Source organism: Pseudomonas sp. IT-P2 (assembly GCF_949767575.1).
In the GTDB taxonomy this organism is placed as follows: domain Bacteria; phylum Pseudomonadota; class Gammaproteobacteria; order Pseudomonadales; family Pseudomonadaceae; genus Aquipseudomonas; species Aquipseudomonas pharyngis.
The window spans coordinates 220,456-234,882 of the sequence record NZ_CATKQA010000049.1; the positions used below are offsets into that span (position 1 = coordinate 220,456).

Below are 14,427 nucleotides of genomic sequence, written 5' to 3' on the forward strand. Positions count from 1 at the left end.
GGCCGTTCCTCAGCGCAGGTTGATGGTGGTGTTCACGCCGTCGTTGACGCTGTCGTCGTCGAACCAGCGCGCCGTGACCGTTTTGGTCTGGGTGTAGAACTGCACCACTTGCTTGCCGTACGGGCCGAGGTCGCCGAGTTTCGAACCGCGCGAACCGGTGAAGCTGAAGAACGGCACCGGCACCGGAATCGGGATGTTGATGCCGACCTGGCCGACGTCGATTTCAGTCTGGAATTTACGCGCCGCCGCACCGCTCTGGGTGAACAGGCCGGTGCCGTTGCCGAACGGGTTGGCGTTGACCAGCGCGATGGCCTGATCGAGGGTGTCGACTTCCAGCGCCACCAGCACCGGGCCGAAGATTTCCTGGGTGTAGATCTGCATGTCGGTGGTGACCCCGGAGAACAGGGTCGGGCCGACGAAGTTGCCGTTCTCGTAGCCCGGCACGCTGATGTCGCGACCGTCCAGCTCAAGTTTGGCGCCTTCCTTGATGCCGCTTTCGATCAGATCGAGAATCCGCGCCTTGGCCTTTTTCGAAATGACCGGGCCGACATCGGTGCCCGGCTCGTTGCCGGCGTTGACCTTGAGTTTCTGCGCCAGCGCTTTCAGATCCGGCAGCCACTGTTTGGCCGCGCCCACCAGCACCACCACCGAAGTGGCCATGCAACGTTGACCCGCCGCACCGAAACCGGCACCGACCAGCGCATTGAGCGCCTGCTCGCGATTGGCGTCTGGCAGCACTACGGCGTGGTTCTTCGCGCCCATCATCGATTGCACGCGCTTGCCGTGTTTACCGGCCAGGTCATAAACGTGAGTGCCGACGGCGGTCGAACCGACGAATGAAACGGCCTTGATGTCCTTGTGGGTGCACAAGCCGTCAACCACGTCCTTGCCACCATGGACGACGTTAAGCACGCCAGCCGGGATGCCGGCTTCGATGGCCAGCTCCACCAGCAACATGGTCGACAGCGGATCCTGCTCCGATGGCTTGAGGACGAAGGTGTTGCCGCAGGCAATGGCCATCGGGAACATCCACAGCGGAATCATCGCCGGGAAGTTGAACGGGGTGATGCCGGCGCAGACGCCGATCGGCTGGCGCAGAGTGTAGGTGTCGACGCCGCCGGCCACGTTCTCGGCGAACTCGCCCATCTGCAGGCTGCCGATGGAGCAGGCGTGCTCGACCACTTCCAGGCCACGGAAAATATCGCCCTCGGCATCGGCAATGGTCTTGCCCTGCTCGGCGCTCAGCACCACGGCGATGCGTTTGGAATGTTCGCGGATCAGCGCTTGCAGCTTGAGCATGATGCGCATGCGCGCGCCGATCGGGGTCAGCTTCCAGGTCTGGAAGGCGCGCTGGGCGGCGCTGACGGCAGCGTCGACTTCAGCGGCGGTGGCGAACGGGACTTTGGCCAGCACTTGCTGGGTCGCCGGGTTGACGATGTCGTGCCACTCGGTGGTCTGCGACTCGACCCACTCGCCGTCGATCAGCAGCTTGACCTTCTGGATCGTGGTTTCGTTGGGCGTAAGCGATGCGTTCATGCTGGTCTCCAGAACTTGTTTTTATCGTAGGAGCCAAGGCGAAAGGTTCGCCTTGAGATGAGGCGTGTGTCACGAATTGGTTGTCGGACTGTTTTTGGAGTATAGATGTGCAAACTTCTAATAAGAACGCACATATAAGCCCGTCCATCATGCAAAAAAACATCACCTCTCTAGGCTCGCTGAATTGGGACGATCTGAAGTTTTTCCTCGAAGTCGCCCGTACCCGCAAGGCCAGCACGGCGGCCAAACGCCTGGCGGTGGACTACACCACCGTGTCGCGGCGGATCAGTTCGCTGGAAGCGGCGCTCGGTACCTTGCTGTTCGAAAAGTCGCGCACCAGCGGTTTCGTGCTGACTGCCGAAGGCCAGCGCCTGCTGAGTTATGCCGAGTCGATCGAAAGCACGCTGCACATGGCCTGCGAGCAAGTTTCGGGCTCCGGCGTCGCACTGTCCGGGCACGTGCGGATGGGTTGCACCGAAGGTTTCGGCAGCTTCTTCATCACCCCGCAACTGAGCCACTTCGTCGACGCCTACCCGGCGATCTCGGTGGACATCCTGCCGCTGCCACACTTCATCAGCCTGTCCAAACGCGAGGCCGACATCGTCATCGCCCTCGAGCGCCCGGAACACGGGCCGTACGTGTGCTGCAAACTTTGCGACTACCGCTTGCAGCTCTACGCGACCCAGGAATACCTGGACAAACATCCGCCGATCCGCCGCCCCGCCGACCTGGGCAAGCATCAATTCATCAGTTACGTGGATGACCTGGCGTTCAGCTCGGAGCTGCTGTATCTGGCGAACGTGTTGCCCGGTGCCAGCGCCAATTTACGCAGCACCAGCGTGATTGCGCAGTTCGTGGCGGCGCAGCAGGGGCGCTCATTGGCGATTCTGCCGTGCTTTCTCGCGGCTCAGGATCCGCGCCTGTTGCCGGTGCTGCCGGAGGAAATCGATATCACCCGGCAGTTCTGGATGTACTGCCGGGAAGACCTGCGTAAGCTCAAGCGGATCACCCTGTTGTGGGATTACATCCGCGAGGTGACCGAGTGCAATCAGGCGCTGTTGATGGGTGAAACTCGAGAGATGCAGTTCGCCGACTAATCGGCGCTGACCACGATCGACACCCGGCGGTTTTCGGTGCGGCCGGCGGCGGTATCGTTGGAGGCGACCGGTTCGCGGCTGCCGAGGCCTTGCAACTGGATGTTCTCTTCTTTCATGCCGACCGAGGTCAGCACTTTGCCGACGCTTTTCGCGCGACGCAGTGACAGCTGCTGGTTATAGGTTTCCTTGCCCGAAGCGTCGGTGTGGCCATCGACCCGAACCCGTTCGATGCCGACACCCAGCAACGCTTTGCCGATACGCTCGACGATTTCTGTACTTTGCTTGTTAAGACTTTCGACATCGCTGCCAAACAACACTTTGCCCGACAGGCCGAACTCCCAACCGTCATCGGTCAGCTCGAAGCCTTGCTGCTTGAGAACCGCGACCTGGGCCGGCGTCAGGCCTTTTTGCGGGGCGGTCTGGCAACCGGTCAGGGCCAGCATGGCCGTCAGCAACAGGGTGGAAAACAGTCGAAAGGAAAGTGAGAACACGGGCATCAGCTCCTGGTTTGAACGGAATCGACCGGGTACTCCGTCCCGGCCGTGAATTGGGCGCCGCGCGACAAACGCTTGGCTTGATACATCGCGGCATCGGCCGCGTCGAGCAAGGTGCCGGGCGTGACGCCATGATCGGGGTAAACCGCGATGCCGATACTGAGCGACGTCACGACACTGCTGTCGCCCGGCAGCGCAATCGGGGTGTCCATGCTGGCGAGGATCTTGTCGGCAATGCGTTCGGCGTCTTCGGTCTTGTGCAAGGGCGTGAGCAGAACGGCGAACTCGTCACCGCCCAGACGCGCCACCAGATCCTCTTCACGCAACTGCGCCCGCACCCGATTCGCCACCGCCACCAGCACCGCGTCGCCGGCGGCATGACCGAAGTTGTCGTTGATGTCCTTGAATCGGTCGCTGTCGAGAAACAGCACCGCCACTTGCTCATTCAACTTGTGGGCACTGCGCAGAGCACGGATCAGGCGGCCTTCGAAAAAGGCCCGGTTCGGCAACCCGGTGAGGCTGTCGTGGCTGGCCTGATGGGCGAGGGTTTCGTTCTCGCTCTGCAAGTGGGTTTGCCAGGATTCGAGTTCATCGAGCAGGGCATTGAAGTCAGTGCCGAGGTTGTCCAGTTCGGCAATTTTTGCCCGTGGCACCCGTCGATCCAGTGCCCGCTCGCTGCGGGCCGCATGCGCCACCGCCGCCAGGCTGTGCAACGGGCCGATGATCCTGCGCAACTGACGCTGCGCCAAGTACAGCGCGACCCAGGCGCTGATCGCCGTGCAGAGAATGATCCCCGCCAGACCGCTCAACAGAAAACGCATCAGGCTGCCACCGTGGCCGATCAGCAAGATCCGCCCTATCTCCCGATCCTGATGCTGGATCGGCAGGTTGATGGGTTTTTCCAGAATGACTCGCGCGACCTGCATCTCCAGCTCGGAAATCAGGCCGTTCTCCGGACGCTGCCAGCGCGCGAGCAATTGGCCCTGAGTGTCCAGCACCTGGGCATCGGCCACTTCTTCGGTCGAGGCGATCAACGCCAGCGCTTCGGTCGCGGCGGCCTTGTCGTTGAACACCACGGCGGCTTCCACGGTGTAACTGATCGAGCGGGCGATCAAGTGCAGGTTGTGATCGGCATAGACCCGCAGCGCCAGCACCCCGAGCAACGTCAGCGACACACTGGCCATTGCCACGGCGACCAGCGCCACAATCAGGTTGCCACGACCGATGACCGAGCCGAGGGTCGGGCGCCCTGTGGATTTGTCGCGTCTCATGGCACCGCCGGTTTGCGGCGCGACAACTGCAGCACGCTGGGGTGAATGCGCACACCGCTGCGGGCAACGGAGTCGAGATTGACCTCGAACGACACTTGTTCATCACCGACCCTCAGGCAGAACAGACTGCCGACCGTGCATTGATCGCCGCCTTCGCTGATGCTCAGCACCGGATGGCCGATCAGGGACGCGAACAGCCGGCTGCGTTCGTCTGTGGTGAGTTTGCCGATATAGACCGCGTCGCACTCGCTGACGATGGCTGGATTGTCGGCCAACAGCCGGCGCACGATAACCGGACGGCCCGTGGCCTGGGTCGTGCCCTTGACCAGGTCATCGGTGTATTCGGTCGGGCCAACGATACACAGGCGCAACTGCGCAGGCTCTACCGGCCAGCGCGCGTAACTGAGGATACCGAGAACAACTTGGGTGACGGATTTGGCCCGCTGTTCGGCCATGCCCACCGGGGTTTGAGTCTGGGCAGCGGCCACACCCGTGAGCAAACAGAGCACACCGGAAAGCAACGTCCGCTTGCAGCCAACTACGCGCTCTGTCGCCCAGACAGCCACCTTCATGCAGGGATTCTCTTGGATCGTTACGAAATGATGCCGCAACGATAGCACAGCGTTGGAACGCCAGCGATACAGCGACCTCTGACCGGTCGGTCAATTACCGGCGGCAATCGAAGGCACCTTCATCCTTTATGCGGCGCCCCTTCTTCCAGTTCCAGCATCAGTCCGCTCAAGCGCTTCACCTTGCGTTGCACCGCTTCTTCAAACACGCCGATCCGAGGCTCGATCAAGGTGAACCAGTCCTTGGCCCGGGTAATTCCGGTGTAGATCAGCTCCTTGGTCAACACGGGATTCAGGGCGTCCGGCAGGATCAGCGCGGTATGGGCGAACTCAGAACCCTGTGACTTGTGCACGGTCATCGCATAGACGGTCTCGACATCGTTGAGCCGGCTCGGCAGCACGAAACGCACCCCACCGCGCCCGTCGTTACGCGGGAACGCCACGCGCAACACCGACTTACCGGCATCCGGGCCATCGCGCTCGGGCAGTTTCAGGGCGATACCGATGTCACCGTTCATCAACCCGAGGCCATAGTCGTTTCGAGTCATCAACACCGGCCGGCCTTCGTACCATTGCTGGTCGCTCTCGATCAGCCGCGCCTTGAGCAATGCATCGGTGATGCGCTGATTAAGCCCCTCAACACCCCACGGTCCTTTGCGCACTGCGCACAACAACTGGAAGGTATCGAAGGCCCGCAGGACGTCACGCGCCCAATCGACCCAACCCGGGTTCTCGAGCGGCGTTCCGCTCACCGGACGTCGATCGCGCAAAATGCTCAGATAGTGTCGATAACCGTGGGGGCCTTCGCCGTGTCCATCGAGCACCAGGTGCTCAAGTTTCCGGTCGTGCTCGTTCTGAAGTGGCAACGAAAACACATCGCCATGGGTTTTGGCATCCAGCAACTGGCGAGCCTCGTCCGAGAGTTGCTGATTCACCCGTCGCGCCAGTTGACCGATGCCGCTGCCCTCGCCGAAACGCCGTGAGTGACGCAACATCACCACTTGCTGGGCCAGCGGGTGCGAGCTGTCACTGCCTTCTTGCAAACCGCTGTCTTGCAGGGATTCGCCGCTCACCGCTTCCAGCCACTGGCGAGTCTGCGGACTGTACCAACCCGCTTCGGCATCACGGCACAAATCGCCCAGCACCGCGCCAGCCTCCACCGAGGCCAGTTGATCCTTATCGCCCAGCAACACCAGTCGAGCATGAGGCGGCAAGGCATCGAGCAGATTGGCCATCATTTCCAGGTCGATCATGGATGCTTCATCGACCACCAGCACATCCAGTGGCAGGCGGTTACCGGCATGGTGGCGAAAATGCCGCGTGCCAGGTCGGCTGCCGAGCAGGCGATGCACCGTGGTCACCTCGGTCGGAATTTTTTCCCGGACGCCTTCAGCGACCTTCAGCGACTGCACCTGCTGACTGATGGACTCGGTCAGCCGCGCCGCCGCTTTACCGGTAGGCGCCGCGAGTCGAATGCGCAGTGGTTGATGCGCCTCGACCGCAGGTGCCTGGAGCAACGCCAGCAGACGTACCACCGTTGTCGTTTTGCCAGTGCCCGGGCCGCCCGTGATGATGCTGAAGGCACTTCGGGTGGCCAGGGCGCAGGCCAGTTTCTGCCAGTCGATGACATCCGCGCGCTGCGCTGGATCGAACAGCTCGTCCAGCCGCCGTGCAAGATCGGACGGCGTCGCTTCCTGCTCCGCGAGCCGCTGGCGCAATGCGCTGTCGATACGCCGCTCGTAGGCCCAATAGCGTCGCAAGTACAAACGCTTGCCGGACAACACCAGCGGGCGCTCCTGCGCCGACGCACCTTCGTCGGCGGCCAGTGCCACCAGCGAACTGCCGGCCAGCACCTTGCACCAGTTCGCTCCGTCGAGGGTTTCGAGCAGTTGCGATGGCAGCAGCAACACGCCGGGTTGCGCATCCCCCTCCGGCGGCAGGGAAAGTGCAAAATCCGGCGCCTTGAGGGTTTCAAACAGATCCAGGCACACATGTCCATGGCCGAGCTGGTGACTGGTCAATGCGGCGGCGAGCAACACCAGCGGATCGACATCGGGTGCCAATTCATGAAGAAAAGCCACGAATGCCTTGTCCAGTGCCCGCAGCCATCCGCGCTCGACCCAGCGGGTGAGCAATAGCAGCAGATCATCGGCACAGGTGAGAGGTGTCAGCTGCGCGAGGCTGTCGGCGGTCAGCGGCGTGGGCAGCAGGTCGGCGAACGTCCGATTCATAGCAATTCTCCCTGCACCCACGCGGGCTCGGCCCTGGGTTGCGGTTTACCCTGGAACATGATGTCCAGACGCTCGATCAGCTCCCGTGGTGGGCGTGCGAAGTAAACGCCACCACCAGGCGCCCGAGTTCCACGCAGAAACAGATACAACGCGCCGCCGATATGCCGGTCGTAGTCGTAATCGGCGAGCCGCGCCTTGAGCTGACGATGCAGTGCTAACAGGTACAGCACGTATTGCAGGTCGTAACGGTTGTCGAGAATTGACTGCTCCATGGCCCGTTCGGTGTACGCGGCGTCATCGACGCCCAGCCAGTTGGATTTGTAATCGGCCACGTAGTACCGGCCCTCGTGCTCGAACGTCAGGTCGATAAAGCCTTTGAACATACCGTTGAGTTGCACCGCTTCGGCGCCGACCCGGGCCACACCGTTGTGAGTGAATTGACGCACCTGTTCGTCGAGCTTGAGCACGTCGACCTTGTGGCTGGCGAACCAGAACTCCATCTCGACCCGATATTGCTTCAATTGCTCAAGCACCACTGGCGGTTGGTCGAGGCCCGCAGGCAGTGGCAGTTTGAGCAAGTGTTGCAACCAGTCGCCGAGGGTGGTGATCCAGCCCTCCCAGCCCCGTCGATTGCAACGCCGGGCGATCGCATCATCGAGCGACTCGCGGGTGACCGCGAAGCCCTCCTCACCCGCCCACTCGAGCAAACCGTGAAGAAACGTTCCCGGATTCGGTCCACGAGGGAAACGGTGAATATCAGCTCCGCCGGCGATGATCTCGCGCGGTGCTTCAGGATCGAGGCGTTCGTCGTCGAACAGCTTTTGCGCTTGCGGACTGTCGGGGGCTTCGTCGTTGCCAGCGCTCAGCACGTCACTGATGCGCAAGGCACTGTACGAAGCGATCCACCAGTTCTCGCTGGCCCTGCGGCTCGGTAAAAGGGTGGCACGCAGCGTAGCTTCGTTACGCGGAGGCTGGTAAACCTCGCTGGTGGCTTGTGGCATTTCAACAACGCTCAGCGCCGAACAATCCTGTTGCAGATCGTCCAGCCAGCGGGCCAATCCGCTGGATTCATTCAACGTTACGCCGCCGCCCAACAGATAGCCCAGCGCAGAAAGATGCAGCACCGAGCTACTGTGGTTGCCGCGCTTGAGATCCGTCACCCCAAGCCAGCAAGCGTGTTGTGCGCGGGTCAGCGCGACGTAGAGCAAACGCAGATCCTCTGCCAGGCGTTCGGTGTCCGCCACAGCGATCAGTTCCGCGTCGGGCTTCAGGCTGATGCGAGCCTTGCCGGATTCATCGTGGTAGTGCAGCGGCAATCGACTGCCATCTACCGGTTTAGCCGAGCAGATGAAAGGCAGGAACACCAACGGGTACTCGAGCCCCTTGGATTTGTGAATGGTCACGACCTTGACCAGTTGTTCGTCGCTTTCAAGACGCAGGATCTGCTCTTCACCTGCCTGCCCAGACAGCGACAGATGCTCGGCCAGATGGCGGATCAGTGCCTGCTCACCATCGAGTTCCGACGCGGCCTGTTGCAACAACTCCGACAGGTGCAACAGGTTGGTCAGCACCCGCTCACCATCACTGCGGGCAATGAGCATCTGCGGCAGTTGAAAGTCGTGCAGCAGGCGCCGCAACATCGGCAGCACCCCTTGCTTGCGCCATAGCTCACGGTAACCACGGAACTGCATGACCCGGGTTTCCCAGACCAGTTCGTCCTGATTCAGACGCTCCAGCTCAGCCAGTGGCAGATTCAGCGTGATGCACGCCAACGCCGCTTTCAGGGAACGCTCGACATCCGGCTCCGCGCACGCCTTGAGCCACGAAAGCAGATCATGGGCTTCCTGTGCGGCAAAGACCGAGTCCTTGTCCGACAGATAAACGCTGCGGACTCCCCGCGTTGCGAGCTCACCGCGTACCGCCTGCGCCTCTTTACCGTCGCGCACCAGGATCGCAATGTCCGCTGGCCGCAGTCCACGCCAATCCTTGCCCTCCTGCGCAAACCCGACGCGACCGGTCTGCCCGCCATTGAGCAGGGCTGTGATCTCACTGGCGCAGGCTGCCGCCAACTGCTGGCGATAAACTGCCCCGGACAGTGGCTTGTCGGTAGATAGATGCCAGATGTTCAGCGCCGGTACGTCCAGCCCGGCTACCTGCAAATGTTCTTTGCGTCCCTGCGCCTCCACAGGCTGGAACGGCACCGGGTTATCGCCGTTTTTCTCTCGAAACAGAAACGCTCCGCGCCCTTGCTCACGGGACTCGGCACGTTCGAAAACATGGTTGACCGCACTGACCATCCCGTGACTGGAACGGAAGTTAGTGCCCAGGGTATGCAGTCGCCCGGTTGTGGCCTGCCGGGCTCGCAGATAGGTGTAGATGTCCGCGCCACGGAAGGCATAGATTGCCTGCTTGGGGTCGCCAATCAGGAACAGCCCGGTCTCGGGGTTATTCTCTTCAATGCGATAGATGCTTTCGAAAATCCGGTACTGCACCGGATCCGTGTCCTGGAATTCATCGATCAAAGCTACGGGGAACTGCTCGCGAATGAGCGTGGCGAGACGCTCCCCGCCGTCGGACTGCAAGGCCGCATCCAGACGCAGCAGCATGTCGTCGAAACCCATTTCGGCTCGACGGCGCTTCTCATCTTCAAAGCGAGCACCAACCCATTTGGCAGCATGCTGCAGCACGGCCGCATCGGGCGTCGGCAAATTGTCGAGACTAGACTTGAGCACAGGCATGGCATCCAGGCCCGGGTGACTCGGCGGCTCGCCTTTCCAGGCTTCAGCCATGCCGTCCGGCGTGAGCCGGGCGAACCCGGTGCCGATATCCAGTTGTTCGAGCGACTCGTCCTCGGCCCAGGCCTTGAGCTTTTCGAACCAGGGTTCGAAATAGCGGGCCTGCATCTTGCGCCCGTCCACCGTTTTGTTGGCGACGCCCTGATGACAGATCGCGAGCAACTCATCGGCCCACTGCCGCCATGGTCCCTTCAACTCCACCAATGCCGCACGGCGTTCCTGCAGGCATTCTTCGATCAGTTCGGATGGCGTCTGGTCTGAGTTCCCTTCGCGCTCGGTGCCAAACAGCCCCCGTACACGCGGCAACAGGGCCGCCGGCCCTCCCCAGTGACTGCGGACCCAGCTCAAGGCGTCGCCCTGCATCGGGTAGCAGAACAGCCGCCAATAATCGCGCAATACTTCGCCGAGCAGGTCGCTGTGATCGGTTTCCAGGGTCTGGGTAAACAGACTGCCGCTGTCGAACGCATGCTCGCGCAGCATTCGCTGACACCAACTGTGGATAGTCGAAACCGCGGCTTCGTCCATCCATTGCGCAGCGATGTCCAGGCGGTTGGCGCAACCGGGCCATTGTTGCGGATCGAACTCTTCACGCAGTTCATCGATCAGCGCATCAGGGGCAGGCGTCTCGTCACGAAAGAAACGGGCGGCCTCGGCCAGACGTGTGCGTATGCGCTCGCGCAGCTCTTTGGTCGCCGCGTCGGTAAAGGTCACCACTAGAATCTGCGGGGGCAACAGCTCACGACCGAAACCGTTTACCTCGCCTCCGTGACCGAGGATCAACCGCAGATACAACGCTGAAATGGTAAATGTCTTGCCAGTGCCCGCGCTGGCTTCGATCAGTTGGCTGCCCTTTAACGGGAATGCCAGGGCGAGTGGTGGCTGGTTACTCATGCGCCTGCCTCCTCGTGGGCCCATGAGCGCCAAGGTGCCTCGAGCAACGGGCGATAAAGCGCATCACACCAACCGGAGAAGGTTTCATCCGCCTGCAGTGCATCGTAGTCGGGGAACTGTCGGGCAAGAGCCGGGCTTTCGCGACGCTCGCCTTCGTTGTTCTGACCATCACCCTCATAGGTCTTACGGGCAGCCGCTTCAGCCTTGACCGGATCGGTCTGGGCCAGCCATGCAAAAGCCGTTTTTACCGCGACAGGAAGTGGCTGGCGCATTCCCGTCTGCCAGGCGAGCAGCAGATCCTCGAGAATTCGCCCCGCTCGAGTCTGTTCCAGAGGTTCAAGAAGGAGCGTGTCATCACTGGCCACCAGTGCGGTCGTCAGGGAGAGTCCACTGGCACAGGCGACAAGGTGGCTGACCCAGGGCTTGGTCAGGCGATGCCATTTGCGGCTCTTGATCGAGCCTATGCTGTTGGGGATTGTCGTGACCGACAGTACGCCGCCATCGGCGCGCCTGTGCAAACCGCCCAGCCATCCTTCAAGGCGCAGTTCCTGCCATTCAAAATTGATCGGTAGCGCGTTGGTTAGCGGTGCTGGCCATAACGCCAACAGCTGTTGATATCGTTGCAACAAGTCTGGCAAAGGCTCGATCAGCTCTCGTTGAAGGCATTCACCGAACCCGGCCATGGGCAGCAGTCCGCTGTTCTGCAGGCGTCGGGCTTGAGACTCGAGCGCCTGATCAACATTGTCCGGGTGTCTCAAGGCTGCCCCGAGCAAGCTGTCGCTGAGCATGTATCGCTGCAACGCATCCAGTACAAAGGGTTCCTCGTCAGCCTGAGGTACCTGCGCCGCTTCGAAGTAAACCTTGAGTCGCTGAGTGAAAAAGTGTCGGACCGGACTGCGCAGGAAGTCCTGCAGCAGTTCCAGACTCAACGGTTCTTCCTGGACATGGGGGGCAAGCATTGTGGCGACGTCGTTCTGTTCGTGAGGTTGATGCAGCACCTGCCATTCGCTGGCGTAGCTGAAAAGCTTGTCTTCCTCATGGAAGTAGCGCGAACTGAATGGCTGCAACGGATGCTCCTGAGTCATGGCAATCAGGAGGTCCTCGTTGTCGTCGGCCGATCGCCACCCATTGGCGAGATGATCGCGTAACTGGCCGATCAACACAGAGGCTGGCCGCTCACTGTTATCGCGAATGCTGCGACCGACCCAACTGATGTAGAGCTGATGACGAGCGGACAAGAGTGCCTCTAGCAGAAGATAACGATCATCCTCACGACGGGAACGATCTCCCGGCCGGTAGTCGCTTCCCATGAGATCGAAGTCCAACGGTGGTTGAGCGCGTGGATAATCGCCATCGTTCATGCCCAACAGACAAACCAGTCTGAACGGAATCGCGCGCATCGGCATCAGCGTGCAAAAGTTAACGGCTCCGGCCAGAAAGCGCTGCGACAGACGCCCCTGATCCAGCCCTGCCAGCCAGGCCTCACGGACGACGGTCAGTGGCAGCTCGTCCAGCAGATCGACGGCTTCGCAGGTTTCCAGCCAGGTTTCGCGCAACTCCTCGAGTTGAGCCAGCAGGTAGTCGTCATGCTCGTCTTCGGGTTTGAAAAAAAGCTGCATCAACGCCTGAAGCCGATACCCCCATTCCTGTGGCTGCGCGGGCTTCATCAGTTGCTGATGCGAGAGTTCCAGTGCATCCAGCAATGCTACCAACGGGCCGATCAGCGCGGCATCGAGACCACCGATTTCATCGTACGGCTCGATATCCCCACAGGCGCCGGAACTGCCGACGGCATAACCGAGCAGCATCCGGCGCAAGCCAAAGCGCCAACTGTTTTGCTCCAGCTCGTCGGGCAATCCCAGCTCGGCACGTTGCCCGGCATCGATGCCCCAACGCACCCCAGCCCCCTCAATCCAGCGATGCAGGGTCGGCAAGTCTCGCTCCTGCACACCAAACCTGGCGCGTAACGCAGGAACGTCGAGCAGGTCGAGAATTTCACTGACGGGGAAACGACTGTCCGGCAGCTTGAGCAGATGCTCGACAGCGATCAGTAATGGATCCCGTCCGCGCTGCCCCTGATCGGCCATGGTGAAAGGAATGAAGCGTGGATCCTGACGATCCAGCTGACCAAAGACGGCGCGGATATGCGGCGCATAACTATCGATGTCAGGCACCATCACGATCACATCGCGAGGGCGTAATTGAGGGTTGGCACTGAAACGGGCCAAGAGCTGGTCGTGAAGAATCTCCACTTCGCGCTGGGCGCTATGGGCAATATGAAAGCGGATCGAATCGTCTTGAGTCAGATCGACTGCCGGCCAGCGCGCTCGAGTCTCGCTGAGCGGCCGCAGTTCCAGAATGTCGTCCTGTAACTGGTTGAGCATGTTCTTCGACTGGTTTTCGCTGAACAGATCGATACGCCCGTTACGAAATGCTGCGCGATAGCTGTCAGGCTCGTCGTAGCTGTCGAGAAGGTTGATGTAATCACGACCTTGCTTGCCCCACGCAGCGAGGAGCGGGTGAGCATGTTGGTGGAGTGATTCCGAGTCCAGCACCACAGGCATGCCGTTTTTACGGGCTTGTCGCTTGTACTGATGACGGAGTAGATCCTTGTCGGCAACGATATCGGCCCAGTGATAACGACAGGGGTTATGGACGCACAACAAAACCTGGCTGAAACGGGAAAGCCCCGCCAACGCTTCCAGTACTTGTGCGGGCAACGAGGAAATTCCAAAAACGATTACTCGCTGGGGAAGTCCGGACGGTGCGCTTTCAAGACTGTTGATGCGCTCCATGAATCGCTGGTGCACGCCTGCCCGACTTTGGGCCATGCCTTGCTCGCCCACGTCGTCCAGCAGGGCGCGCCACAACTCTGCCTGCCAGCAACTGGTCGGAGGAAGCGGCTTCGCTTCACCCCTCACATTGCGTAGCTGATGATGCCCCTCTGCCCAATCCTCAAGCCAATCAGCGCGGTAAACCTGATATTGGTCAAAGAGGTCAGCCAAGCGTTCGGACAACTGGTAACGCTTGCGCAGATCGGTGTCATGGGTGAGGAAGCGTTGCAGCGGTTCGAAATGCGGAAGGTTGATAACCTGTGGCAACAGGCGCATCAGACGCCATGTCAACGGTGCCTTGTCGAGCAGCGACTTTGCCGGAATTTCCTCTCGGCCCAACACCATCCGGTAAAGCTGCCACATGAAACTGCCCGGCAGTTGCACATCAATTGCGGCGGCGATACCACAGCCGCCCAAGTCGTCTGCTTCAGGATCCTCAGCCAGTGCCAGCTTGAGCCATTGAGCGATGCCGTTGCTCTGTACGAGTGCAATTTCGTTCTCCAAGGGAGCCAGTGGATAACGCCGCATGATGCTGATCACAAGGCTGCGCAGTTCATCCAGGCTATTGCTCTGAACGACCATGAATGCAGCGTTGAGGGACTGGGTGTCCGGCATGAAGGCTTCCTTGGAAAAGTACAAAAGCTAGGGCTGAACCTTAGCATTGTCGGCCGGCGAGGACAGCCGCAAGGCGTCCGACAATGCTGTACGA

General features: G+C 60.8%; 8 protein-coding genes. 1 reads left to right on the forward strand and 7 read right to left on the reverse strand.

All coding sequences use genetic code 11. From position 1 onward, the window contains the following. Nucleotides 1-9 precede the first annotated feature (9 nt). On the reverse strand, nt 10-1,536 hold the full coding sequence (locus ACM6JM_RS29600; protein ID WP_039772936.1) for a CoA-acylating methylmalonate-semialdehyde dehydrogenase: 1,527 nt from the start codon (nt 1,534-1,536) through the stop codon (nt 10-12). Between the two features lie 149 nt (nt 1,537-1,685). Here ACM6JM_RS29600 and ACM6JM_RS29605 point away from each other — a divergent pair, with 149 nt between their 5' ends. Then, complete coding sequence (locus tag ACM6JM_RS29605; RefSeq protein WP_103387294.1) at nt 1,686-2,633, forward strand: LysR family transcriptional regulator; 948 nt, start codon at nt 1,686-1,688, stop codon at nt 2,631-2,633. Here the strand turns inward: ACM6JM_RS29605 and ACM6JM_RS29610 are convergent. From ACM6JM_RS29610 to recC, 6 genes are all read right to left on the reverse strand, one after another. Beyond that, nucleotides 2,630-3,130 (reverse strand): OmpA family protein, encoded by a 501-nt coding sequence (locus ACM6JM_RS29610; protein WP_170929403.1) that lies wholly within the window; start codon nt 3,128-3,130, stop codon nt 2,630-2,632. The genes ACM6JM_RS29605 and ACM6JM_RS29610 overlap by 4 nt on opposite strands. Next, a complete protein-coding gene (locus tag ACM6JM_RS29615; RefSeq protein WP_074692019.1) occupies nt 3,130-4,398 on the reverse strand; it encodes a diguanylate cyclase domain-containing protein in 1,269 nt (422 codons plus the stop codon). The genes ACM6JM_RS29610 and ACM6JM_RS29615 overlap by 1 nt, the downstream gene beginning before the upstream one ends. Beyond that, complete coding sequence (locus tag ACM6JM_RS29620) at nt 4,395-4,970, reverse strand: YfiR family protein (RefSeq protein WP_103387293.1); 576 nt, start codon at nt 4,968-4,970, stop codon at nt 4,395-4,397. Before ACM6JM_RS29620 ends, ACM6JM_RS29615 begins: the two co-directional genes overlap by 4 nt. 119 nt (nt 4,971-5,089) lie before the next feature. After that, entirely contained in the window at nt 5,090-7,198 is a 2,109-nt protein-coding gene (gene recD, locus ACM6JM_RS29625; RefSeq protein ID WP_414882944.1) for an exodeoxyribonuclease V subunit alpha, read from the reverse strand. Further along, nucleotides 7,195-10,884: an exodeoxyribonuclease V subunit beta gene (gene recB / locus ACM6JM_RS29630; protein WP_414882945.1), complete on the reverse strand. Its 3,690-nt coding sequence runs from the start codon at nt 10,882-10,884 to the stop codon at nt 7,195-7,197. The genes recD and recB overlap by 4 nt, the downstream gene beginning before the upstream one ends. Then, nucleotides 10,881-14,333, reverse strand: coding sequence for an exodeoxyribonuclease V subunit gamma (gene recC / locus ACM6JM_RS29635; protein WP_414882946.1), 3,453 nt, complete (start codon nt 14,331-14,333; stop codon nt 10,881-10,883). The genes recB and recC overlap by 4 nt, the downstream gene beginning before the upstream one ends. Between the last annotated feature and the right edge of the window lie 94 nt (nt 14,334-14,427).

Coding starts and splice junctions, on each gene's coding strand:
- ACM6JM_RS29600 (WP_039772936.1), bottom strand. CDS start 1,536: ATGAACGCATCGCTTACGCCCAACGAAACCACGATCCAGAAGGTCAAG.
- ACM6JM_RS29605 (WP_103387294.1), top strand. CDS start 1,686: ATGCAAAAAAACATCACCTCTCTAGGCTCGCTGAATTGGGACGATCTG.
- ACM6JM_RS29610 (WP_170929403.1), bottom strand. CDS start 3,130: ATGCCCGTGTTCTCACTTTCCTTTCGACTGTTTTCCACCCTGTTGCTG.
- ACM6JM_RS29615 (WP_074692019.1), bottom strand. CDS start 4,398: ATGAGACGCGACAAATCCACAGGGCGCCCGACCCTCGGCTCGGTCATC.
- ACM6JM_RS29620 (WP_103387293.1), bottom strand. CDS start 4,970: ATGAAGGTGGCTGTCTGGGCGACAGAGCGCGTAGTTGGCTGCAAGCGG.
- recD (WP_414882944.1), bottom strand. CDS start 7,198: ATGAATCGGACGTTCGCCGACCTGCTGCCCACGCCGCTGACCGCCGAC.
- recB (WP_414882945.1), bottom strand. CDS start 10,884: ATGAGTAACCAGCCACCACTCGCCCTGGCATTCCCGTTAAAGGGCAGC.
- recC (WP_414882946.1), bottom strand. CDS start 14,333: ATGCCGGACACCCAGTCCCTCAACGCTGCATTCATGGTCGTTCAGAGC.